We start from the raw sequence: 23,364 nt of genomic DNA on the forward strand, positions 1-23,364 counted from the left end.
GCGAAACAAAACCGGAACTTTCGGGCGTGTGCAAGGGGTGTTTACGGTCTCACCCGATCCGGGTCGCGGTCATTCGATACGTGCCGAGCTGCCAGTCTGTTTCCGTGTCAGGACGATAGTCCACCCGCATCTCGAACCGGTCGGCCGTGATATTGTAATAGGTGAAACGAACGTCTCCCTGACTGGCCTGGAAGAGTTCACCGCGCTGAATGAAGCTGACACTGTCCGCGGCGACCGTGACGTCGCGCCATTTGCGATTGCCAAGCGTGTTGTGGGCAATCCCGCGCCATTGGCCGGTCGCCGGTTCACGCACATAGACGGTTATGTCCTCGAAATAGCGGATGTCAAAAGGACTGCCTGTGTCGGCCGAGTCGGGAACGCTCTGGGTCCGGACCAGGACGGACGCTGTGTCGCTGCCTCGAAATGCGCGTTCGCCGGTCAGAATTCCCGAATTGCGGGACCAGCTACCATCCTCGAGCGGAATGCCGCCTTCGGTGCGCCAGACTCCGAGAAAGAAGTCGAGCGCTTGAACTGTGTCCCCGGACGGTTCCTGAGCGCTGGCTGGCGCACACAGGCCCGTGGCGAATAGCAGAATGATCAGGGCGTATTTCATATCGGCCTCTCGCTGCGTGGTGTCGTGGCAGGAGAGGCGGCGAGCGCCGGTCGGACAAGCGCGGTGGGATGAACGCGGTTGGGCGAGTGATGAAGGCGGGCTTTGCTCCCGCCCAGCCCCTTGCAAGTCAGCGCTGATAGACCCGGTCAAAGCGAATGCCGAGGCGGACGAGAAACTCATAGGAAATCGTCCCGGCTGCCTGCGCGATTTCGTCGAGATGCTCGCCGAGGAAGCTGACGCAGTCGCCCGCTTCCACCGCATCATTGACGTCACTGAGGTCAACCGCGATCAGGTCCATCGAGACGCGGCCCAGGATGGGGGTACGGATCGCGCCGATATATCCGGCGCCGCCTCCGGAACTCGCCCAGAGCAGGCCATCAGCATAGCCCGCCGCGACGGTCGCGATGCGCATGGGGCGGTCCGCCTGCCAGGTTGCGCCATAACCCAGCGTGTCGCCGGCCTCGAGTTCGCGGATCTGCAGGATGGGCGCGTCGACCCGAACCACAGGCTCAACCGGCGCGTCATGTCCCGGCGCAGGATTGCCGCCATAGAGGGCGAGGCCAGGCCGTAGCACGTCGAAATGATAATCCGGTCCCAGAAGAATACCGGCGGAATTGGCAAGACTGGCCGGAATGTCCGGGAAAGCCGCGCGGCTGCGGGCGAACCGCGCGAGTTGCCGGGCATTCTGGGGATGGTCGGGATCATCACCGCAGGCGAGATGACTCATGATCTGGCGGACATCCAGCCCGTCAAGCCGCGAGGGATTGGCAATCAGCGTTTCGATCTCGGCGCTGTCGAGGCCGAGCCGGTTCATGCCGGTATCGAGATGAATGGCACAGGGCAGGTCCGGCGCGTGTTCACGCAGACTGTCCAGTTGCGCGAGCGTATTCACCACCGGAATGAGCTGCGCCCCGCGCAGGGCTGGCAGTTCCGACGGCCAGAAACCATTGAAGACATAAATCTCGGCCGCGTGCCCGTCGAGCGCTTCGCGGGCTTCCACGCCTTCGGCGGTATGGGCCGTGTAGAAATGCCGGCAACCGACCCTGGCCAGGGCCGGAACCACCTCGGTGGCACCCAGGGCATAGGCATTGGCTTTTACCACAGCGCCGACCTGGGCGTCGGGCGCGAGCGCCTGCAACCGGGCATAATTACGCTGGACCGCAGCGAGACTGATGATCAGGCGCGGTCCCGGATGAGCCCGGCCCGAGGCCGGCATGGCCTCACTCGTGCGGGTCGTCAAAGCGGGTTTCCAGATCGGTGAACTTGGTCAGCATGCCGTCGAAGGCGAGTTTCGCGGTGCCGATCGGACCGTGGCGCTGCTTGCCGATAATGACTTCGGCAACGCGTTCGATGCGGCGGAATTCCTCTTCCCATGCAAGATATTCCGGCGTGTCTTCGCGCGGCTTCTCGCGTTCCTTGTAATAGGCTTCGCGATAGACAAAGAGCACGACGTCGGCGTCCTGCTCGATCGAGCCGGATTCACGCAGATCGGACAATTGCGGCTTCTTGTCTTCGCGGTTCTCAACCTGACGGGAGAGCTGGGAAAGGGCGACCACAGGGACAGACAATTCCTTGGCCAGCGCCTTGAGATTCTGGGTGACCTCGGAAACCTCTTCCACCCGCGACCCGCCACTGCCGGCCTTGGTCGAGGTGATGAGCTGGAGATAGTCGACCACGATCAGGTCGAGGCCGTGCGTTCGCTTGAGGCGGCGCGCGCGCGCGGCGAGCGCCGAAATGGGCAGGCCGCCCGTGTCGTCGATGAAGAGCGGCAAGCCCTGGATTTCCAGCACGCCGTCGCGGATTTCCTCGTACTGGGTGGCGTCGATCGTGCCCTGGCGGATCATGTAGCCCGGAATGGAGGTGTGGTCCGCGATCAGACGCGTGGCCAGCTGTTCCGCTGACATTTCCAGGGAGTAGAAGCCGACGACACCGCCCTTGGTGGTCTTCTTCGTACCGTCCGGCTGGGTCTCGTACTCATAGGCCTTGGCCACGTTGAAGGCGATATTGGTCGCCAATGAGGTTTTACCCATGGAGGGACGGCCGGCCAGGATGATGAGGTCGGAGGGATGCATGCCACCGAGCTTGCGGTCGAGCTCCATCAGCCCGGAGGAGACACCGGCGAGGCCCCCATCGCGTTCATAGGCGGCCGCCGCGGACTCGACGGATTCGGTCAGCGCCTGTTTGAACGAGACGAAGCCGCGCGACACGGAGCCTTCCTCGGCCAGGTTGAAAAGCTTCTGCTCGATCCCCTGGATCAGCTCGCGGGCATGGACGTCGGTATCCGCGGTGGCCGAGTTGGACAGGTCATTGCCGATCCGGATCAGTTCGCGGCGCAGCGCCAGCTCATAGATGATCTTGGCATATTCGACCGCGGCATTGCCGGTGGCTGCGCCTTCCATCAGGACGGCGAGATAGGTCGTGCCGCCGATATCCTTCAGGCCGTCATCGCGATCAAACAGGCTTTTCAGGACGACCGCATCGGCGAGCGAGCCGCGCCCGATCAGGTCGGTGGCAGTCTCGAATATGCGGCCATGCACCGGATCATAGAAATGCTCGACCTTCAGCCAGTCGGCGACCCGGTGATACATCTCATTGTCATACAGCAGCGCCCCCAGGAAGGCCTGTTCGGCGTCCAGATTGTGCGGAGCCGATTCGAGCTCGGCGACGGAAGTTTCGTCTTCATATGGCAGGAGCGCTGTGGTCATGGCTCTGGGATACTAAAGGCGGGCCGGCGATACACCCCCCTGAAACCGCGCAGGCTGCCATTGCCCACAACTGAATGGCCGCCCTGTGGACAAGTGTGGATAACCCGGCGACTGCCGGACAAGAAAAAGGGCGGACCTTGCGGCCCGCCCGTTTCCCGTAAAAGCATTGAAATGACGGAAGCTTAGGCTTCGGTCTCTTCGCTTTCCTCTGCGCCGGTGGCGGCCTCTTCTTCACCGTCGCGCTGGGCAGCCAGTTCCTGGCCTTCCTCGCTGGCTTCAAAGAGTTCAGCCGCCTGGGCTTCGGCGATGGCGCGATCTTCGTCGGCCTGGGCCGCGATCACGTCTTCACCAGCAGCCTGGCGTTCGGCTTCGTCTTCCGACCGGGCGATGTTGATCGTCACGGTCACGGACACGTCGGCGTGCAGCTTGATCTTCAGCTCGTGAAGACCCAGCGTCTTGATCGGCGCGTTCAGGGCGACCTGCGAACGGACGACCTTGGTGCCGCTTTCAGACACGGTCTCGGCAATGTCACGCGAGGTGACAGAACCGTAGAGCTGGCCACTTTCGCCGGCCTGGCGGATCATGACGAAGCTTTCGCCATCAATCGTCTTGCCGGATTCAGCAGCTTCCGCAGCCCGTTCGGCATTGCGCTTTTCGAGGAGCTCGCGCTCGACTTCAAAGCGCGCCATGTTGGCTTCGGTTGCGCGCAGTGCCTTGCCTTGCGGCAGCAGGAAGTTGCGCGCGAAGCCGGGGCGCACGGTCACGACGTCACCGATGACGCCGAGATTTTCAACACGTTCCAAGAGAACCAGTTTCATCGTCAGTTCTCCTTAATCGACCACATAGGGGAGCAGGGCCAGCTGACGCGCACGCTTGATGGCACGGGCCAGTTCACGCTGCTTTTTGGCCGAGACAGCTGTGATGCGGGACGGGACGATCTTGCCACGCTCGGACATGTAGCGAAGCAGGAGCTTGGGGTCCTTGAAATCGATCGCCGGTGCATTTTCACCGGAGAACGGGCAGACCTTGCGACGACGCATGAACGGACGGCGCGCGGGCAGGTTTGAAATATTGCCTGATGACATCGTTCGTTCTCCTAGTTCCGCTCGCGACGACCGCGGCGATCATCCTTTTTGGTGAGGATGGCCGACGGCTCTTCGGTGTGGGCTTCAACGCGCAGCGTCATGTGACGGATGACATCTTCGGACAGGCGCTGGAGGCGCTCGAGTTCGTTGATGACGTCTGCTTCCGCGTCAATGTCGATCAGGCCGTAATGACCCTTGCGCGACTTGTTGATGCGGTAGGACAGGTTGCGAAGACCCCAGTATTCGATCTTGCCGGTCTTGCCGCCCTTTTCTTCGATAAGGGCTTTGGTCTCTTCGAGAAGAGATTCCATCTGCGCCGGAGAAACGTCCGGGCGCACGATGAAGATGTGCTCGTAAAGTGCCATGATGGCTCCCTTCGATAACGGTTGCGGCGCACACCATGCCGAAGGGTCGGGCAGGTCCGCGGCGGCTCTCCAATTCGGATGAAACACCATGCTTCATCGCCATGAACGGGAGACCGCAACCAAGCGAAGCGCGGGCCATAGCCCATACGACCTGCATGTGCAAGCCGCATCAGCCCTTGCGCACGGCCCGTGACAGGGGCTAGTCAGCCTCAACACAAATCTTCATGGGGGAGGGATCGCCATGAAACTTGCTTTTGTCTTTCCCGGACAGGGCAGCCAGGCCGTCGGCATGGCGCAGGAACTGGCCGGACAGTTCGCCAGCGCTCGCGCTGTGCTTGACGAGGTCGATGCCGCGCTGGACCAGAAACTCAGCGCGCTGATGGCCGAGGGGCCGATCGAGACCCTCACCCTGACAGAGAATGCCCAGCCGGCCTTGATGGCGTCGAGCCTCGCCGTGATGGCGGTGCTGGAGCGCGAGTTTGACGTAAACGTCAACGCGGCCGACTTCGTGGCCGGTCACAGTCTTGGCGAGTATTCGGCCCTGGCCGCTGCCGGCGCCCTGTCGATCACCGATGCTGCCAAACTGCTCAGACTGCGTGGCCTTGCCATGCAGAAGGCTGTTCCGGTCGGTGAGGGCACCATGGCCGCGCTCCTGGGCGCTGACGAGGAACTGGCCGCCGCCGCGGTTGCGGCCGGCGCCGACGCCGGCGTGTGCGCGATTGCCAATGACAATGCTCCGGGCCAGATCGTGATCTCCGGGTCCACCGCCGCGATTGACGCTGCGATCGCCAAGGCCGGCGAGCTGGGACTGAAAAAAGCGATGAAGCTGCCGGTCTCCGCGCCCTTCCATTGCCCGATGATGCAGGCCGCCGCCGACGCCATGGCCGAAGCGCTTGCCGCCGCAACCATCAACGCGCCGTCGGTGCCGGTTGTCGCCAATGTCACCGCACGCCCGACCTCGGAGGTCGAGACGATCCGCAATCAGCTGGTCGAACAGGTCACCGGCCGCGTCCGCTGGCGCGAAAGCGTGTTGTGGATGGTCGAGGAGGCCGGCATCACCACGCTCGCCGAAGCCGGTTCGGGCAAGGTGCTCTCGACCATGCTCAAGCGGACGACCAAGGATGCGACCGGCGTGCCGCTGAATGCAGCGGCCGGGCTGGAAGCCTTCGCGGCCAGCCTCAAGGCGGAGGCCTGAGGCTTGAGCGAGAGCGAGCCCAGGGACTATTCCAAGAGCGCGATCCTCGATCGGCTGCGCCAGGCGCGAAAGGCGCGTGATGGCGAGATCGTCTGGTTGGGTTGGGCCCTGGATACAGTCGCGATCTTTGTCCTGATCGCCTTTGGCTGGACTCTGGTGTCAATCCTCGTCTTCGTAGGCGCGCGCTTCGCGGTTCGGGTGCCCACGCTGATCGGTTGGGGTTATCTGGCGGCACTTCTGGGTTTCATCGTCGTGCCGATGCTGTTTCTGTTCTTTAATACGCCCTGAGTGGAGGGAAATCGAATGTTCGATCTGACTGGCAAGAATGCCCTCGTGACCGGAGCGACCGGTGGGCTGGGCAATGCGATTGCGCGCAAGCTGCATGCCCAGGGCGCGACGGTGGCGCTGTCCGGCACGCGTGAAAACGTGCTTCAGGAGCTGGCCGATGATCTGGGCGAGCGCGCCCATGTCCTGCCCTGCAACCTGTCCGATGCGGCGGCTGTCGATGCCCTGCCGAAGCAGGCGGTGGAAGCGATGGGGTCGATGGATATCCTGGTCGCCAATGCCGGCATCACCAAGGATCAGCTTCTCATGCGCATGAAGGATGAGGACTGGGACACGGTCATCAAGGTCAATCTGGAAAGCTATTTCCGTCTCACCCGTGCCGCCCTGCGCGGCATGATGAAGGCACGGTGGGGCCGCATTGTCGGCATCACCTCGGTGGTTGGCGTGACCGGCAATCCGGGCCAGACCAATTACTGCGCCTCCAAGGCTGGCATGATCGGCTTCTCCAAGTCGCTGGCCCAGGAAGTCGCCGCACGCGGCGTCACCGTGAATTGTGTGGCACCCGGCTTCATCGCCTCGCCGATGACCGATGTGCTCAATGAAGATCAACGCGCGACCATCCTGGCCAAAATTCCGGCCGGTGACCTGGGCTCGGGCGATGATATTGCCAATGCTGTTGTTTATCTTGCCAGTGCAGAAGCCGGTTACGTCACCGGCCAGACGCTGCATGTGAATGGCGGCATGGCGATGATTTAACTGTCGAACTTGAACCTGCGGGTGTGGTTTCCCATTCTGGTCTTGCCGGGGGAAACATGCTAACTGCCCGCGCATCCCGGGAATGGCCCACTGTTTCGCCGCTTCCCGTCCTGTCCTGCACCGCTATTATGGCGCGGTGAATCACTATGAGGGTCTGAAATGTCTGACGTTCTCGAGCGCGTTACCAAAATTGTCATTGAGCATCTTGATGTCGAGGCCGAAAAGGTCACCGACAAAGCCAGCTTCATCGACGATCTGGGCGCCGACTCCCTGGATAATGTCGAACTCGTTATGGCGTTCGAAGAAGAATTCGACATCGAAATTCCGGATGACGCTGCTGAGCACATCCAGACGGTCGGTGATGCCGTGAAGTTCATCTCCGAGAAGGTGGGCTAACACCCCCTCATGCGCCGCGTCGTCGTCACCGGTATCGGGCTCGTCACGCCGCTGGGCTGCGGGCGGGAAGTCGTCTGGGAACGTCTTCTCGCCGGTCAGTCCGGTCTGGGGTCTATCGAGCATTTCGAAACGGAGGATCTGGCTTGCCGTGTGGCAGGGCTGGTTCCGCGCAAGGACGGTCGTGGCGGCGGGCGCGCAGGCGAGGCCGGGGTCTTTGACCCCGACACCGTCATGAGCGCGCGCGATCAGCGCCGGGTGGATGACTTCATCCTCTACGGGATCGCGGCGGCCGACGAGGCCATTGCCGATTCCGGCTGGGTCCCGAAGTCCGAAGAGGACAAGTATCGGGCCGGCGTCATGATCGGGTCGGGCATAGGCGGTCTTGAGACCACCTATGAGGCCTCGGTCCTGTTGCACGAGAAGGGGCCACGGCGCCTTTCTCCCTTTGTCATTCCGGGCATGCTGATCAATCTCGCCTCTGGCCAGGTCTCGATCAAGCACGGCCTGAAGGGCCCCAATCACGCCGTGGTGACGGCCTGTTCGACCGGGGCGCACGCCATTGGCGATGCGGCGCGCCTGGTCTCGCGCGGTGATGCGGATCTGATGGTCGCCGGCGGTGCCGAAGCCACGGTCTGCCGTCTCGGTGTTGCCGCCTTCATCGCCTGCAAGGCGTTATCCACAGGTTTCAATGACACGCCGGAGCGCGCCTCGCGTCCCTATGACAAGGACCGTGACGGCTTCGTCATGGGCGAAGGCGCGGGCGTGGTCGTTCTGGAAGAGTATGAACACGCGAAGGCACGCGGCGCGACCATCTATGCGGAGGTCAAGGGCTATGGCCTGTCGGGCGACGCCTATCACATCACGGCTCCGGCCGAGGATGGTGATGGCGGTTTCCGTTCCATGTCGGCCGCGCTCAAGGATGCCGGCCTGACGCCTGCCGATATCGACTATGTCAACGCGCACGGCACCTCGACCCCGCTGGGTGACGAAATCGAATTGCGCGCCGTGGAACGCCTGTTCGGCGATGCAGCCAGCGGCACTGTCATGTCATCCACGAAATCGGCAATCGGCCACCTTCTGGGGGCGGCCGGCGCGGTCGAAGCGATTTTCTCCATTCTCGCGATTCGCGACGGGAAATGCCCGCCGACCCTCAATCTCGACAATCCGTCCGTGGACACTGCGCTCGACCTTGCCGCCCGCGAGGCCGTGACTCGTCCGGTCAAGGCAGCGTTGTCGAACTCATTCGGATTCGGCGGCACCAATGCCTCCGTGGTATTTGTCGCGGCTGAGTAACGCGTATTCGGGGATTCCATCATGAGCGACGCGCCTGCACCCGCGCCCAAGGCCAAATCCGGCCTGCTTCGCATCCTTCTCTGGCTTGTCGTCGTCCTGTTTGTGCTGGCCCTTGCCGCCGCCGGGACAGTCTATGGGGGCTATAAGTGGATGCAGGCCGAGTTCGCCGCGCCCGGCCCGGCTGCCGAAGACACGGTTATCCTCCTGCCGCGCGGTGCCGGCCTGATCTCGATCGCCGGTCAGCTCGAAAGGGAAGGGCTGATCTCGGATCGCCGGATCTTCCGCGCGGCCGTCACACTGGATGGCGGCGAGGGGGTCTTGCGGGCCGGCGAGTACAGCATCCCCGCCGGCGCTTCCATGGCGCAGATCTATGAGCAATTGCGGGTTGGACAGACCGTGCAGTATCCGGTCACCCTCGCCGAGGGCCTGACCAGCGCCATGATCGTCGACACGCTGAACGCGGTGGAGGTCCTGACCGGAGAGATCACGTCCATTCCGGCCGAAGGCACGCTGCTGCCGGAGACCTATCTCGTCACGCGTGGCACGTCGCGCCAGGACGTGCTCGACCGCATGGCTGACGCCCAGGATGCGCTGCTCGATGCGCTCTGGGAAGGCCGCGCCGAAAACTTGCCCGTCGAGACACGCGAAGAGGCCATCATTCTCGCTTCCGTGGTCGAGAAGGAAACGGGCGTCGGTTCGGAGCGTCCGGAAGTGGCGTCCGTCTTCGTCAATCGCCTGCGCCGCGGCATGCGCCTGGAGAGCGATCCGACCATTATCTACGGGATCTCACAGGGCGAGCCGCTTGGGCGGGGTCTGCGCCGCTCGGAAATCGACAATGCCGAGAATGCCTGGAACACCTATCAAATCCCGCGTCTGCCACCGACGCCGATCGCCAATCCCGGCTCGGAATCGATCGCCGCAGTCCTGAACCCGGCCGAGGGCAGCGCGCTCTTCTTTGTCGCTGACGGGTCAGGCGGGCATGCCTTTGCCGACACCTATGCCGAGCACCAGCGCAATGTTGCCATCTGGCGCCGGATCGAGCGCCAGCGGCGCAATGGGGGCAATTGAGATGGGCGTCCTGTCGGGCATGACCGGGTTCGCGCGCACCGACGGCCAGGCGCCGGGCTGGTGCTGGACCTGGGAAGCCCGCAGCGTCAATGGCAAGGGGCTGGAGGCGCGCTTCCGTCTGCCGACCGGCTTCGAGCGTCTCGAAGTGAAGGCCCGCGAGCTGGCCAAGGCCCGTTTCGCCCGCGGCAATGTCAATGCCACGCTCAATCTGCGCCGTGAGACTGAAGCGGGAGGCGCGCGGATCGATATGGTGCGCTTGCGCAGCCTGCTCGATCAGGCCGCCCCGCTTCTGGACAGCAGTGAGGTCACGCGGCCATCGCTTGATGGTTTGCTCGCCCTGCCAGGCATGATCGATAGTGAGCAGGCGGATAATGCTGACGACAGCAAGGCGCTCGACACGGCGTTGCTCGACAGTCTTGGCGCGGCACTTGATGCCTTGACCGCCGCGCGGCGCGAGGAGGGCAGGGCTTTGACCGCGGTCCTGTCCGGTCATATGGACGAGATCATGCGCCTGACCGGCGAGGCCACGGCCCACGCCGCGACCCGGACCGAGTCGATTCGTGACCGCGTGGCTGCAAAATTCGCCGAACTTCTACCCCAGGGGCTTGATGCCGACCGCCTTGCGACCGAGGCCGCGGCCATCGCCGTGAAGCTCGATGTCCGTGAGGAACTCGACCGCCTCGACGCGCATATCGCGTCCGCCCGTGACCTGCTCGCCCAAGGCTCGCCTGTTGGCCGCAAGCTCGACTTCCTGTCACAGGAGTTTAATCGCGAGGCGAACACATTATGCTCGAAGTCCGCCGATTCTTCGCTGACCGCGATCGGGCTTTCGCTCAAGAACACGGTCGACCAGTTCAGGGAGCAAATACAGAATGTCGAGTGACGGCTATAACGCGCCTATCTTTCGTGGCCGTCGCCGCGGTGTTCTTCTCGCCCTGTCCAGCCCGTCCGGGGCCGGCAAGACAACGCTGTCCAAGCGCCTGCTGAGCCAGAATCCGGACGTCGTCCTCTCCGTCTCCGCGACCACGCGCAAGCCTCGTCCGGGCGAGGTCGACGGCCAGGACTACCACTTCATCTCGGTCGAGGAATTCAAGGCCAAGATCGAGGAAGACGAATTCTTCGAATGGGCCGAGGTCTTTGGTCGCTATTACGGCACCCCCAAGACCCCGGTGATGGAAGCGGTCGAAGACGGTCGTGACGTTGTTTTCGATATCGACTGGCAAGGCGCCCAGGCGCTTGCCGCTGCGGCACCGGAGGATGCGGTGCGTGTCTTCATCCTGCCGCCCTCACTGGCGCTGCTGGAGGACCGTCTGCGCAAGCGCGGGCAGGACACTCCGGATATCATCAAGGACCGCATGGCGCGGTCCAAGGACGAGATTTCGCACTGGCATGAGTACGACTATGTCATCGTCAATGATGACTTCGCGCGGGCACTGGAGAAGCTGAACGAGATCCTGCACGCCGAACGCCTCAAGCGCCAGAGGCATCCCTGGCTGGAAGAATTCGTCGACGCCATCATGGACCAATAGGCCCCGCCGGGCTCAGGATCTGTCTGTCTGATACGCACTCCGCCAGGCCGTGGCGAGCGTCTGGAATCCAGCAATATCAATCACTTCTGCGCGTGCGCCGGGATCGATGCCGGCGGTTTCAAGCAGCGCATCGGCGCTGGTCGACGCCTGGCCTGCAGCCTGGGCGAGGCTCCGACGCAAGGTCTTGCGACGCTGGCCAAAAGCCGAAGCGGTGATCCGCTCCAGAGCGATCACGTCCTTGAACTGCTGCGCTTCCGGCAAGGGGTCGAGCACCACAACCGCCGATTCCACCTTGGGCGGCGGCGTGAAGGCACGGGCCGGAATCTTGAGGGCCAGGTGCGCGCTGCAACGTGACTGGGCAATCACGGCGAGACGGCCATAAGCCTTGTCACCGGGCCGGGCGACGACCCGATCCGCGACTTCGCGCTGGAACATCAACACAGCCCGCCGCCACCAGATTGGCTCGGCCTGCAGCCATTTGATCAGCAATTGCGTGCCCACATTATAAGGCAGATTGGACAGGATGACCTTGTCCCCCGGGCCGGTCAGCAGGGAGGCTTCGTTGACGTCCAAAGCGTCGGCCTGTTCAACGGTCAGGCGCCCACCTGACGCCGAATTGATCTCGGACAGGGCGTCAAGAAAGCGGCCATCCTTCTCGACGGCCAGAAGGGATGCCGCGCCTTCCGACAGGATGGCGCGCGTCAGACCGCCCGGGCCGGGGCCGACCTCTATCGCCTGGTCCTGGCTCATATCGCCAGCCAGGCGGGCAATCTTAGCCGTCAGATTGAGGTCGAGGAGAAAGTGCTGCCCGAAGGCCTTCTTGGCGCCGAGCTCATGGCTGGTGATGACATCACGCAGGGGAGGCAGGTCTTCGAGCGTCATTGGCGGCACTCGGCAATGGCGCAGGCCTGTTCGAGGGCAGCCAGAAGGCTGTCCGGCCGGGCCTCGCCGCGCCCGGCGATGTTGAAAGCCGTGCCATGATCGGGCGAGGTGCGCACGATGGGCAGGCCAAGCGTGATGTTCACGCCGCCGTGGAAATCGAGTGTCTTCACCGGGATCAGGCCCTGATCATGATAGAGGCAGATAGCGGCATCATAGCCCGCGCGGGCCTCGGCATGGAACAACGTGTCGGGTGGCAGGGCGTCTGTGATGGCGAGCCCGTCACCGCGCAGCCGCTCGGCCAGCGGGTTGAGCATGTCGCGCTCTTCATTGCCCAGAGCGCCGTCTTCGCCGGCGTGCGGATTGAGGCCAGCCAGAGCCAGACGCGGCCGTGCAATGCCAAAATCGCGCTGCAGGGCAGAATGGGTGAGGCGGGCAATGGCTTCCACGCGGTCCGGTGTGATCAGGGAGATGGCACGGGCCAGCGGCTCGTGGATGGTGACGAGCACAACCCGCAACCCGCCGCCGGCCAGCATCATGGCCGGACCGCGTGGCAGGTCCATGGGCTGTTCTGCGCACAGTTCGGCGAGAAACTCGGTATGGCCGGGAAAGCTGAAGCCGGCGTCATACATTACTGACTTGGCGATAGGGGCGGTGACCAGGGCGCGCGCCTGACCGTCCAGGCAAAGACCTACGCCGGCCTCGATCGCAGCCTTGATAGAGGCGGCATTGGCGGGGTCCGGCTGACCGGGGATGGCCGGAGCGTCGAGACCGGGGCCGACATCGAAGACGGGAAGTCCGCTGGACTGGGCATGGGCGGCGTCTGCAGGGGCTGCGACCTTGATCGGTTCCGGCATGTCCAAGGCGCGGGCCGTCGCCTCAAAGAGCGCTGTATCGCCGAGCGCCAGCACTGGCGGAGCGCCCGCGCGATCGCGCCATGTATTCCATGCCTTGAGGATGATCTCGGGGCCGATACCAGCCGGATCACCCATCGACATGACGACGGGTGATGGGTGGCTCATCAGTTGCGGATCTCGACCGTGGAGTCCCGGCGCAGGTCCCGCAGCCAGCGGCGCGAGAGCAATGATAATTGCTGGCCACGCAGCTGACCTTCCAGGTCATCCCGCGTCGGAACGCCGGGACCGGCGATGGCGCGGTCGCAGACGATCAGGGCTTGCAGGCCGACTCCGGATTGCAGGACGCCGGTATTCTCGCCCTCATCCAGCGGCTGCAGCGCATCGCGAATGGCTGGCAGGACCGCATCGGCGGAAATGCTGCCGAGCGGGGTGTAGATTGCGCCACTGATCCGGCCGGCCAGTGCTTCCGCTTGCACGCAAGTCGGGTTGGCGGCCAGTTCGCGTTCGAAATCCGGGCGGGTTGTGTCGGTGATGGCGCTGGTCGGGACCGTGATCTGGACCAGGTCATATTGCAGCGTGGTCGTGCCGTCGCGGGCACCGACGAGGGCAATGACCATGAAACCACCGGGAACCTCGATCGGGTTCGACAGGGCGCCGCGGCCACCACTCTGCTGATATTGCTGACGCATTTGCGGCATGATGGCCGAGACTTCCGGCTGAAGCTCGGAGGCCGTGATCCAGCCGATATCGCCGCCATTGGCCGCGGATGGTGCGTCGGAGAACTGGCGGGCCAACTCAGGGAAGGTCGCACCCTGCTGCAGCTGGTTCATCACGGTGATGACACGCTGGACGGTCTGTTCTTCCTGGCCGGCCGCTGTCACTTCGAACAGCATTTCGAAAATGCGATATTGCGGCTGCGAGGCGCTGGCAGCGAGACGCTCGAGGGCGAGTTCGATCTGCTGCTCGGAAATCCGGATGCGCGAGCCATAGCGGCCATTGACGATGATCTGCCAGGCGATTTCCGCTTCCAGCTGATGGCGAAGTGTCGACACATCAACGCCGGAATCCCGCAGGTCCTGAACGATGACATCGACCGTGGTGCTGTTGCGGTCAGCCAGGTCGAGCAGCGAGTTGGCGATCTCTTCGTCCGAGACCTCGATCTCGTATTCCGCGGCCGCCTGCAGCTGCAGATGCTCGTCGATCAGGCCGCGCATGGCCTGGTCCTGGATCCGCACCAGCGTGCCCTCATCGATCTGGGACATGCCGGTCGAGGCGATGATGAGGCGCATGCGATTGCGCACATCAACGGTTGTGATCGGCTGGTCATTGACCAGGGCGGCCACGCCTTCGGTGGTCTGGGCGTACGCCGAGGCGGTACCCAGTGTCAGGGCACAGGCAAGCAGGGAAAAGACAATTCTTTTGGCGCAGGTCATCAGCATTCGCATATCGGTTCGGCGCGGAACATTACCCAAACTCGGCCCCGGCGCAATCGCCGGACACCGTAACTTGGCTGGCGGCTTTTTATTCAGGCGACACACTTCCCAGTGTGAAGAGCGTAACACGGAACTGGATGGACTCGGAGGGGCCTAGGTCACGGATACCAAGATCCTCGCGTTGATACACAATATCAAACTGGGAGCAGTCGTCCTCGAAGCGTATGCCGATTTCCTGGCGCCGCGTGATTTCGCGGTCCAAGTCTCGCTGAACACGGCCAATAGCGCTCCAGTGTCCGGTGAGATCCATCTCGAAATCCCCGGATAGTTCGCGCTGGGCTCCGCGTGTGACATTGGCATCGCTGATATCCAGATAACGAAGGTCTGCGGAGAAACGGTCTCCAGAATAGCCAAGCGCGACGTCGAGCCGGTTTGTGTCGCGGCTTTCAGGGTCGATCCGTGCCGATATTTCAGCGTCAAAACCTGCGATCTCAATGGAGCCGGCAACGACGTAGTCAGATTGGTCCGCAAGCAGTCCACTCGACGCGTTGTAGACCGCTGAACCGTCGAGGCGTTCGCTTTGACCCAGGAAGAGGCGAGCCTGTCCGGAGCGGCCCCAGAAGGCCGTGGCTCGAATCCCGTAGCTAAGGCGTTGGCCATCTTCCCAGATATCGAATCCCGGCGCCCGTACGGGCTGGAAAAGCATGCCTTCGTCGAGGTCGACCGACAGGCTGTCCTCATTGATAATCCGCGCTGCCTCTTCATCATCGGAGGCGGACACATAGGAAATCACCGGTTCAACGATCATGTCGACCGTTTCGCCAGACCGGAAGAAGGGCCAGCTTATGTCGGTGCCGGCGAGGCCAAGCGAACGATAAACCGTGTCCGAGGTGCCGGCCAATTCGTCTTCGAACCTGTAAGCGTCGCTCCGGGCTTGCGCAAAGGGCGAGATGAGGATCCCGGCCGGCAACGTCCAGCGCGTGCGCCAGTCGACGCTCGCCGATGCCCGATCATAATCGAAACCGATGTCTCGCCTAAGGCTTGCTGCGTCGAAACTCGTTTCGACCCGGCCCCAGCCCTCTGGGCCAGTGAAGACTCGCGAATAGTGCGCGATCGGGGCTATCGCCGGCACGGTATCGTCGTCGGCGTCGGTCGCGAGCGTTTGAAAGTTAGCGATCGCGAAAAGGCCGGACGAATGTTGAGTCCTACCGTCGATGTATAATTGACTGACTAATTGGCGGCGCTGTGGCGCTATTGGCGCTCCGCGGTCCTTGTCTTCCTCGCTGAAATCATAACGTCGCAAATGGAGATTGTCGGAGGTCCGCTGGACACCAAAGCCCCAACGCCAGTCCGGGGTGATCGACCACTCGCCACCGCCGAAGATGTGCCACCGGTCCGTCTCCTCGCCGAAGCGTTCGCCGTCGCTGTCGATATCGAATTCGCGGGTGTAGCTGCCTTCCAGCTCCATGAAACCGGACCAGAAACGCTTGCGGTACTCGCCGTAAACCAGCGGATTAACGTTGCCCATGATACGAGGGGCGATGACCGCATCCTGCGAAGGCGATATCGTCCAGTAATAGGGCTGTTGATAGATGAAGCCCAATCGGGATGAAACGCCCACCTTGGGGAAAAGGAAGCCAGACCGGCGTTCGGAAGACGGATCCGCATGGGCGAAGACCGGGGCATAAAGAACCGGAACACCACCAATCTCCAGCCGCGCATCGCGGTAGTAGATCATCTGGTCATCGGCATCCTGGACCACCTCACGGGCGCGCAATCGCCAGGTCGGCTCTCCCTCGCCATCCTCGCAGAGCTCACAGGCCGTGTAATAGGCATCTTCCAGATGAAGTGACCCGTTCTCGCGCCGGATTGCGGCGCCGGCGGCGACCCGGCCATTATTCTCGAGCATGCTGGCAAAACCCAGCGCCACGCCGGAGGCCAGCTGACTGTCGAGCTCGACCTCGTCGGCATATTGCGGGAAGGGGCCCTGGCCAAGAATGATGACATGCCCGCGCGCCACGACACGGTTCTCGTCCGGGTGATACTCGATCTCGTCGGCGAGCAGGGTGCGGGGCTCCTGACGGACCCGGACATTGCCGCGGGCAATATAACCGGTCCCGCCAGCGATATCCTCGACCTGGTCGGCTTCCAGATAGATCGGGGCCTCTTCGCTCGCGGTCTCCTGTCCCAGAGCCGGTGCCGTCAAGGCGAGTGCCGATGTACTCAGCAACACTGCCGCTAAGCGGCGAAACTGCGACGCCATGCGCGTCACTCCCTCTCGTTTACCGGCCCCCGCAGGCGCGTTGCACTCATGACTAGCCGAAGCCGGCGGCGGCGTCCACGCCATCAACCGTCTTCGGTAGAGGCAATATAGATCAGGGCGAGCAGCGCGGTGAGCGCTGGCGCAGACCAGGCTGCCGTGGCTGGCGGCAGCGCCCCGGAGACGCCGAACGAACTCAGCATCTCCTGGAAGAAGAACATCACGAAACCGGCGATTCCGCCGGCCATCGCAAAGGCAGCCGCACCGCCCAGGCGGTGCAGGCGCAAGGTCGCCGCCGCCGCGATCAGGGTCGCGGCCAGGAGGGTCAGTGGCAGGGCCAGCAATCCGTGCAGCCGCAATTCATAGCGCTGGGTGGCAAGGCCGGCCTCGCGGGCCGAGCTGATCAGGCGCGGCAGGTCCCAGAAGGCTACCCCCTCGGCTGAACGCGCGCGTTCGAACAGGGCTTGACGATTGATCGAGGTCGGCATGGTGATCGTGCCCAGATCGAGGCGTGATGGCGTGGGTGTGCGCTCGACGGCTCCGGTCACTTCCCAGAACCCGGCGCGCAATTCGGCGGTGGCGGCGTCAATCCGGCGTTCCAGACGAGGCGTGCCGTCGGCACCGACCGCGAACTGGAAGAAAATCGGGTCCTGCAGGACCTGGCGCTGTTCCTCGAGCTGGTTGGCCGCAATCACGGTGAATCCGTCAATATTGGTTTCGCGCAGCCAGACCGGCTGTTCCGCGCCCTCGACGCGTCGCACATTCATCAGATTGTCCCGGCGCGCTTCAAACTCGGCATTGAGATTGGCGGCGAGCGGGTTGAGCCCGGCTGCGCCGATAATGCCGACTGTCACAGCCAGCACCATGGGCGCGGTCAGAATGCGCCAGGCGGACACGCCGGAAGCACGCATCACGATCAGCTCGGAGGACCGATTGAGACGGAAGAGCGAGGTCAGTGTGCCGAACAGGAAGACGAAGGGCAGGGTGCTTTCCAGCAGAGACGGTGCCCGCAGCAGGGTGAGACCGAGCAGGTCAAGCGTGGATACATCAACCCGCGTCCCGACTGCCCGCGATTGTTCCACGAAATCGACCAGGATGATCACGGTGGCGATCGTCAGGAAGGCCAGCGTCAGCCCGCCGGCCGTCTGGCTCGCCATATAGCGGTTGAGGCGGCCCCCCATCATGTGCCGGCCTCCCGGAGCTCGAGTCGTTTGGGGCGGGATCGTGCCGGCCAGTAAATGACGGCGATGGCGGCGATCATGCCGATGATCGGGACCAGGTATTGCGCGATATTCATGGCGGCATCATCGGCGCTCGCCGACTGCATGGCGAAGCCGGCGAGGCGAAGGGTGAGACCCGCTGCCACAGCCACCATCACGCGGCGCCCATAGCCCATGCGCGAATGGTCACCGGCGAGGAAGGCCGCGGCCGCTATCAGCGCAAAAGCCAGATTATAGAGCGGTGCAGACAGGCGGTAATGCGCCTCGGCCCAGGCGCGTTCGGGACCATTGGTTCGCGCAATTTCGGCGGCGGAAGGCCAGAGGAGTTCATGCAGGAAACGGTCGGATTCCTTGAAGAACATCGCATCGGCGGGGCCGACGAATTCTCCGAGGTCGAACTCATAGCGATCAAAATTCGCGTAATAGAGCTCGCCGGCCGAATCAATCTGCTGGAGGTTGCCGTCAATCAGCACCATGGCCGACCGGTCGCCCGACCGTACGACCACGCCTTCACGGGCCGAATAGGTCGAGGCGTCGTCCTGGCCGCGGCTGTCATGGATCATGATGTCCTGCATGCGCCCGTCCCGGCCACGCTCGCGCGCATAGATCGTGACGCCCTGGCCGAGCTGGGAAAAGGCGCCTGGCGTGACGAGGCTCGCAGCGACGTCCGAGCGAAGGTCGTGAAGCGAGCGCCGCATTTCGCGGTAGGCGACCGGCTGCACGAGCAAATTCACCAGGAGATTGGCCAGCACGACATAGACGCCCAGGCGCATCACGGGGGAGAGCAGGCCGAAACGGCTCACACCGGCAGCCGAAGCGATGACGGTCTCACTGTCGCTTGTCAGGCGGTTGAGCCCGGACAATACGGCAACAAAAAGCGCAATCGGGACCAGAAGGGCGGTGAGATGGGGCAGGGCCAGCGCCGTGACCTTGATGAAGGTCAGAGCGGTCTCGGAATACCCCGAAACCAGGTCAACATTCGACAGGCTCTGCGTCAGCAAAGCCAGGCCGGCAAAGGCGGCTGTCGCCGTCATGAACGGCCAGAGTAACTGATTGAAGAAGTACCGCTGAACGAGAATCATGGAGCCGGGCTGTGCTGCGCGTTCAGCCTTCTATCTCACGTCGTGATCGGATACCACTTCCGCAACACAAGTTTTTTGGCACCGGGTGCGCATTTGTGGACCGCCGGACTGCTACCCCATGTGACTGGATGAGAGGGAAGACCATGAAAATCGAATTCGCTGCCGCTCCGAACACCGCCGGCGCGATCGCCGTGCCGGTGTATGCTGACGCCGCCCTGTCGCCGGCCGCTGCGGCGCTCGATACGGCCTCGAATGGCGCAATCAAGCGCGCCATCGCAGGCTCGCGCTTTAGCGGCAAGCCGTCCCAGACGCTGGACATCATCGCGCCGGCCGGCAGCGAAGCCAGTCGCGTTGTCCTCTTTGGGCTCGGTGCCAAGGACAAGCGTACCGGTTCGACCCTGGAAAAGGCAGCTGCGGCCGTGGTTGCAAAGCTCTTGTTGAGCGGTGAGACGACCCTGTCGATCCAGTTCGATGGCGAGACAGATGGTGAGGGCGCTGCGCGCTCGGGCCTCGGCGCACGTCTGGCTTCCTACCGCTATGACCAGTTCCGCACCAAGCTGAAGGCCGAGCAGAAGCCGTCCCTGACCGAGCTGACAATCGCCGTCAATGATGTCGATGGCGCCAAGGCTGCCTGGCAGGCCTGGGGTGCGGTGGCCGACGGCGTCGACCTGGCCCGCGAAGTTACCAATCTGCCGCCGAATATCCTGAACCCGGAAACCTACGCCAAGAAGATCGAGGGCATGGCCGAGCATGGCCTGGAGATCGAGATCCTCGACGAGGTCCAGATGACCGAGCTGGGCATGGGCGCGCTTCTCGGTGTCGGTCAGGCCTCGGAGTTCGAGAGCAAGATCGCCATCATGAAGTGGAATGGCGGACCGGAAGGTGAAAAACCGCTCCTTTTCGTCGGAAAGGGCCTGACCTTTGACAGTGGCGGTATCTCGCTCAAGCCGGGTGCCGGCATGGACGAGATGCGCGGTGACATGGGCGGTTCCGCGGCGGTTGTCGGCCTGATGCGCGCCCTTTCCGGCCGCAAGGCCAAGGTCAATGCGATCGGTATTGTCGGCCTGGTCGAGAACATGCCGGACGGCAATGCCCAGCGTCCGGGCGACATCGTCACGGCGATGTCCGGCACCACGATCGAAATCCTCAACACTGATGCCGAAGGCCGCCTCGTGCTGGCCGACGTGCTCTGGTACAGCCAGGAGCGCTTTGATCCCAAGTTGATCATCGACCTGGCGACGCTGACCGGTGCGATCCTGATCGGCCTCGGCAATACCCGCGCCGGCATTTTCACGAACTCGGACGATATCGCGGCCCAGCTGTCTTCGGCGGGTGATTCCTCGGACGAGCCGGTCTGGCGGATGCCGCTGGGCCCGGACTATGAAAAGCATATCGAGACGAAGAATGCCGACATCAAGAATGTTGGCGAAGGTCGCCTGGCCGGGTCGATTTCGGCCGCGGAATTCCTCAAATGCTTCGTCAATGACAAGCCGTGGTGTCACATCGATATCGCCGGTACGGCCATGGGCGGAATGGGTGGCAAGGACGATCCGCGCCAGCCGAGCTGGGGCACGGGCTGGGGTGTGCGTATCCTGGACCGCTTTGTCCGTGACAATTACGAGGGCTAGGCCCTTAGGTGACGAGGGCGGCCCGAACGGCCGCCCTTTTCGTGTCAGGCGACAGGTGAGCGCATGAGCGGCGATCTCTGGTTCTACCATCTCGAGCGATCCTCGCTGGACGAGGTCCTGCCGGAATTGCTGGAAAAGACCCTGGCGCGCGGATGGCGTGCCCTGGTCCGCTCGCCCGACGCCAAGCGCCGCGAAGCGCTCGACCAGCTGTTATGGACCTGGCGCCCCGACAGTTTCCTGCCACATGGCCAGGTCGAGGCTGGCGATGCCGAGCGCCAGCCGGTCCTGATTGCCGAGGACGAGGCCAATCCCAACCAGGCTCAGTGCCTCTTCCTGCTGGATGGCGCCGAACCCGAAAAACCGTCATCCTTCGAACGCATGATCGTCATGTTTGACGGGCAGGACGAGATGGCGGTGACCGATGCCCGCGCGCTGTGGAAGACGTCCTCGGCGCAGGGCTGTAGCGTATCCTACTGGCGACAATCGCCGGAAGGTCGATGGGAGAAGAAGGCATGACACGTTATCTGCTGATCGCACTGGCAGGCCTCTCGGTTGCGGCCTGTAGCACGGGCGGCCATCCGATCGATGGTGGCGAGACGATGATGCCGGAGCCGGTTTTCTCCGACGAGGCCGACAGCCCCGAGCCCACCGACCCGGACGCTTTTTGCGGTGCCAATGCGATGAACTACCTCGTTGGCCAGTCGGTCGACGAAGTCGACCTGGATAGTCTTCACGGCAATATTCGCCTGATCTATCCCGACACTGCCGTGACCCGCGATTATCGCCGCGAGCGGCTCAATCTTGACCTCTCCGAAGCCGGTGTCATCCTGCGGCCCTGGTGCGGTTAAACGAGTGATTGCCATGAAAATGCGTGTGATCCTTTTGAGCTGTCTTGTGGCGGGTTGCGCGCTGACCACGCGAGGCCCTGAACCGAGCCCCCAGCCTGGCGGTGCCGGAGGCCTGCCGCCCCTGGGCGCGGCCGAGGATGTGGATGGCGGCGAGGTTCGCGCACCGATCACCGGGACATGCGGCATGGAGGATGTGCAGCATTTCGTCGGTCGGCCGCGTGTCAGCGTACCGCGCACCGCGATGCCGGAGAATTATCGGGTCGTTGGTCCCAATTCGGTTGTGACGATGGATTATCGCCCGGACCGTCTGACCATCCGCGTGGATGAGAATGACATGGTCGAAAGCTTGGCCTGCGGTTGATCGCCTAGGCGATGAAAAGATGCTGCAGGCGAGCCGCGTGATGGCTGGTCAATGAGCGTGTATGCACAGCCAGCCAGGCGCCGAGTTCATGCGCAGTCGCGAGCGCAGCCTCACGATTGAGCAAATCCCCGTCCGGCGCTTCGGGCTGGTCGGGTGCCTCATGCGAATCCGGATCGGACGGCAGAACGACATCCACCCGGATCTCGTCCGGACTGTGGAAGCTGTCATCGGCATGTGGGGCGGGTTGTTTTGGTGACGGGGGCGAGCCGGTCTTGCGAGCCGGAAGCGGGCGCGTCGACGGAACCGCATCGATCTTCATGACAGGCCTCCGCCACGGATTGTCACCCGTGCAGGAAAAGCGCCGGACCATGACGGTCCGGCCTTGGCCATATCAGCCAGCTTATCTACCGCCGGCCAGTCATCCTTCTGGTAGATGACGCCCGGCAGCGCGCCTGCGGATCTCATTGATCCATCCACCTTGTTCTAAGGAGCTCATATTATATGAGCAGAAGTACAAATGGTTAGTTAACGCGACCGGGTGCGCGGAGGGGTTTGGAAAGGTTGAGGTTTTGTCGGGCAACTGACAGGGTGCTACACATCGCATGATTGCCATCCTGGCTGAATGCGCTGCGTTAGAAGGCCCTTTGGTCAGGCAGGTCGCCAGTTCGGGCATGCGCACGGCTATCCATCAGGGATGGGAAAGCGGGCTTGGGTGCGGAATGGCGGACTAGAACGCGGCCTATCCTCGTTCGAATGAGCTTGCGAGATCGCTTTCCGAGATCGCTTGGCACTGTCCGGAAAGAGGGTGACTTTCGTCTGCGACAAGCTTGGCATTGTAGCGAGAGGCGTATGTGGTCAGCTCAAGCGCGTGTGCCCGCTGCAGCGAGGCCAGGTCACCGCTCCAATCCACGTCTGATAATCCGAAGCTATCGCGCCTGGGGATGTCGGAAACTGCAGTGACATCCGCGCATCTCAATCCGGGAAGCGTGTAGCCGGCATGATCGCTTTCCATCAAGAATCCAAACTCGCCGGCCATAATGGCGAGTTCAGCATCTCGTTCGGGACGGTTTGAGGCGTTCGCGTCTGCCAGTAGCTGCAACTCAAGCTCGGTCCAGAGAACAACGAAAGTGTCGGAGCGGTCGGTTCCCCACTCTACGTCCTGGGCGATCGTCCAATAGGACTGCCGGAGTTGCCCGAAAAGCCACGCTGGGTGGGCTGGCTCATCTGCGGTCAGGGCAAGCCAGAATGCGAAAAGGAATGGCATCAACAAGTCCAAGTCTGCATTGGAATCATTATAGGTCGCTAATGGAGTCTCGATCTAGTTCGCCGCTCCAGGCGAGAACGATCTCCTAAGTTCACCTACGCCCCCGCCTGCGCCGCTTCCAGCTTCTCTTCCGCTTCCAGCCAGCTCATTTCGGCCGTGTCCAGCAACTCCACCGCCTTGGCGCGCTTGATCTGGAGGTCGGTCGCGGTCTTGGGGTCTTTCTGGTAGAGGCCGGGCGCGGC

Annotated in this window: 26 protein-coding genes; 12 read left to right on the top strand and 14 right to left on the bottom strand. The window is 63.0% G+C overall.

Annotated elements, in window-relative coordinates; all coding sequences use genetic code 11:
• Positions 1–49: 49 nt before the first annotated feature.
• The 6 genes from QZ266_RS05240 to rpsF all read right to left on the bottom strand — a co-directional run bounded on the left by QZ266_RS05240 (position 50) and on the right by rpsF (position 4,768).
• Positions 50–613 (bottom strand): hypothetical protein, encoded by a 564-nt coding sequence (locus QZ266_RS05240; protein WP_295692257.1) that lies wholly within the window; start codon positions 611–613, stop codon positions 50–52.
• A 127-nt stretch (positions 614–740) separates the two neighbouring features.
• Complete coding sequence (alr, locus tag QZ266_RS05245) at positions 741–1,853, bottom strand: alanine racemase (RefSeq protein ID WP_295692259.1); 1,113 nt, start codon at positions 1,851–1,853, stop codon at positions 741–743.
• A complete protein-coding gene (locus QZ266_RS05250; RefSeq protein ID WP_295692262.1) occupies positions 1,834–3,318 on the bottom strand; it encodes a replicative DNA helicase in 1,485 nt (494 codons plus the stop codon). Before QZ266_RS05250 ends, alr begins: the two co-directional genes overlap by 20 nt.
• A gap of 182 nt (positions 3,319–3,500) precedes the next feature.
• Positions 3,501–4,136: a 50S ribosomal protein L9 gene (rplI, locus tag QZ266_RS05255; protein WP_295692264.1), complete on the bottom strand. Its 636-nt coding sequence runs from the start codon at positions 4,134–4,136 to the stop codon at positions 3,501–3,503.
• Between the two features lie 12 nt (positions 4,137–4,148).
• A complete protein-coding gene (gene rpsR / locus QZ266_RS05260; protein WP_011643151.1) occupies positions 4,149–4,403 on the bottom strand; it encodes a 30S ribosomal protein S18 in 255 nt (84 codons plus the stop codon).
• 11 nt (positions 4,404–4,414) lie between these two features.
• Complete coding sequence (rpsF, locus tag QZ266_RS05265) at positions 4,415–4,768, bottom strand: 30S ribosomal protein S6 (protein ID WP_011643152.1); 354 nt, start codon at positions 4,766–4,768, stop codon at positions 4,415–4,417.
• Positions 4,769–5,009: 241 nt separating this feature from the next.
• On the opposite strand from rpsF, the gene fabD reads away from it, so the two are divergent.
• From fabD to gmk, 8 genes are all read left to right on the top strand, one after another.
• Positions 5,010–5,963: an ACP S-malonyltransferase gene (gene fabD, locus QZ266_RS05270; protein WP_295692269.1), complete on the top strand. Its 954-nt coding sequence runs from the start codon at positions 5,010–5,012 to the stop codon at positions 5,961–5,963.
• A gap of 3 nt (positions 5,964–5,966) precedes the next feature.
• Positions 5,967–6,251: a hypothetical protein gene (locus tag QZ266_RS05275; protein ID WP_295692271.1), complete on the top strand. Its 285-nt coding sequence runs from the start codon at positions 5,967–5,969 to the stop codon at positions 6,249–6,251.
• Positions 6,252–6,266: 15 nt separating this feature from the next.
• Positions 6,267–7,004, top strand: a complete 738-nt coding sequence (fabG, locus tag QZ266_RS05280) for a 3-oxoacyl-[acyl-carrier-protein] reductase (RefSeq protein ID WP_295692273.1) — start codon at positions 6,267–6,269, stop codon at positions 7,002–7,004.
• 159 nt (positions 7,005–7,163) lie between these two features.
• On the top strand, positions 7,164–7,400 hold the full coding sequence (locus tag QZ266_RS05285) for an acyl carrier protein (RefSeq protein ID WP_121212052.1): 237 nt from the start codon (positions 7,164–7,166) through the stop codon (positions 7,398–7,400).
• Between the two features lie 9 nt (positions 7,401–7,409).
• Positions 7,410–8,693, top strand: a complete 1,284-nt coding sequence (fabF, locus tag QZ266_RS05290) for a beta-ketoacyl-ACP synthase II (RefSeq protein ID WP_295692276.1) — start codon at positions 7,410–7,412, stop codon at positions 8,691–8,693.
• A 21-nt stretch (positions 8,694–8,714) separates the two neighbouring features.
• Positions 8,715–9,761, top strand: a complete 1,047-nt coding sequence (gene mltG / locus QZ266_RS05295) for an endolytic transglycosylase MltG (protein WP_295692278.1) — start codon at positions 8,715–8,717, stop codon at positions 9,759–9,761.
• A gap of 1 nt (position 9,762) precedes the next feature.
• Positions 9,763–10,644 (top strand): YicC/YloC family endoribonuclease, encoded by an 882-nt coding sequence (locus tag QZ266_RS05300; RefSeq protein WP_295692281.1) that lies wholly within the window; start codon positions 9,763–9,765, stop codon positions 10,642–10,644.
• The gene (gene gmk / locus QZ266_RS05305; protein WP_295692284.1) at positions 10,634–11,290 is read left to right on the top strand and encodes a guanylate kinase; all 657 of its coding nucleotides are present in this window, start codon (positions 10,634–10,636) and stop codon (positions 11,288–11,290) included. Before QZ266_RS05300 ends, gmk begins: the two co-directional genes overlap by 11 nt.
• 12 nt (positions 11,291–11,302) lie before the next feature.
• Here gmk and rsmA read toward each other — a convergent pair whose 3' ends face one another.
• The 6 genes from rsmA to QZ266_RS05335 form a co-directional block, all read right to left on the bottom strand.
• Positions 11,303–12,172 (bottom strand): 16S rRNA (adenine(1518)-N(6)/adenine(1519)-N(6))-dimethyltransferase RsmA, encoded by an 870-nt coding sequence (rsmA, locus tag QZ266_RS05310; RefSeq protein WP_295692287.1) that lies wholly within the window; start codon positions 12,170–12,172, stop codon positions 11,303–11,305.
• On the bottom strand, positions 12,169–13,191 hold the full coding sequence (gene pdxA / locus QZ266_RS05315) for a 4-hydroxythreonine-4-phosphate dehydrogenase PdxA (RefSeq protein WP_295692289.1): 1,023 nt from the start codon (positions 13,189–13,191) through the stop codon (positions 12,169–12,171). The genes rsmA and pdxA overlap by 4 nt, the downstream gene beginning before the upstream one ends.
• Complete coding sequence (locus tag QZ266_RS05320) at positions 13,191–14,459, bottom strand: peptidylprolyl isomerase (RefSeq protein WP_295692292.1); 1,269 nt, start codon at positions 14,457–14,459, stop codon at positions 13,191–13,193. The genes pdxA and QZ266_RS05320 overlap by 1 nt, the downstream gene beginning before the upstream one ends.
• Before the next feature lie 88 nt (positions 14,460–14,547).
• Positions 14,548–16,722 (bottom strand): LPS assembly protein LptD, encoded by a 2,175-nt coding sequence (locus QZ266_RS05325; RefSeq protein ID WP_295692294.1) that lies wholly within the window; start codon positions 16,720–16,722, stop codon positions 14,548–14,550.
• A gap of 83 nt (positions 16,723–16,805) precedes the next feature.
• On the bottom strand, positions 16,806–17,903 hold the full coding sequence (locus QZ266_RS05330; RefSeq protein ID WP_295692296.1) for an LptF/LptG family permease: 1,098 nt from the start codon (positions 17,901–17,903) through the stop codon (positions 16,806–16,808).
• A complete protein-coding gene (locus QZ266_RS05335; protein WP_295692298.1) occupies positions 17,900–19,021 on the bottom strand; it encodes an LptF/LptG family permease in 1,122 nt (373 codons plus the stop codon). Before QZ266_RS05335 ends, QZ266_RS05330 begins: the two co-directional genes overlap by 4 nt.
• A 143-nt stretch (positions 19,022–19,164) precedes the next feature.
• Here QZ266_RS05335 and QZ266_RS05340 point away from each other — a divergent pair, with 143 nt between their 5' ends.
• The 4 genes from QZ266_RS05340 to QZ266_RS05355 all read left to right on the top strand — a co-directional run bounded on the left by QZ266_RS05340 (position 19,165) and on the right by QZ266_RS05355 (position 21,858).
• Positions 19,165–20,649, top strand: coding sequence for a leucyl aminopeptidase (locus QZ266_RS05340; protein WP_295692302.1), 1,485 nt, complete (start codon positions 19,165–19,167; stop codon positions 20,647–20,649).
• Positions 20,650–20,712: 63 nt separating this feature from the next.
• Positions 20,713–21,165 carry a DNA polymerase III subunit chi gene (locus tag QZ266_RS05345; RefSeq protein ID WP_295692305.1) on the top strand — a complete coding sequence of 151 codons (453 nt, stop codon included), beginning with the start codon at positions 20,713–20,715 and terminating at the stop codon, positions 21,163–21,165.
• The gene (locus QZ266_RS05350) at positions 21,162–21,497 is read left to right on the top strand and encodes an I78 family peptidase inhibitor (protein WP_295692308.1); all 336 of its coding nucleotides are present in this window, start codon (positions 21,162–21,164) and stop codon (positions 21,495–21,497) included. The genes QZ266_RS05345 and QZ266_RS05350 overlap by 4 nt, the downstream gene beginning before the upstream one ends.
• A 13-nt stretch (positions 21,498–21,510) precedes the next feature.
• Positions 21,511–21,858, top strand: a complete 348-nt coding sequence (locus tag QZ266_RS05355) for an I78 family peptidase inhibitor (protein WP_295692310.1) — start codon at positions 21,511–21,513, stop codon at positions 21,856–21,858.
• Between the two features lie 4 nt (positions 21,859–21,862).
• Here QZ266_RS05355 and QZ266_RS05360 read toward each other — a convergent pair whose 3' ends face one another.
• Positions 21,863–22,177 (bottom strand): hypothetical protein, encoded by a 315-nt coding sequence (locus tag QZ266_RS05360; RefSeq protein ID WP_295692313.1) that lies wholly within the window; start codon positions 22,175–22,177, stop codon positions 21,863–21,865.
• A 420-nt stretch (positions 22,178–22,597) separates the two neighbouring features.
• Complete coding sequence (locus tag QZ266_RS05365) at positions 22,598–23,122, bottom strand: hypothetical protein (RefSeq protein WP_295692316.1); 525 nt, start codon at positions 23,120–23,122, stop codon at positions 22,598–22,600.
• Positions 23,123–23,364 lie beyond the last annotated feature (242 nt).

This window comes from uncultured Maricaulis sp., assembly GCF_905480005.1.
Taxonomy (GTDB): Bacteria; Pseudomonadota; Alphaproteobacteria; order Caulobacterales; family Maricaulaceae; genus Maricaulis.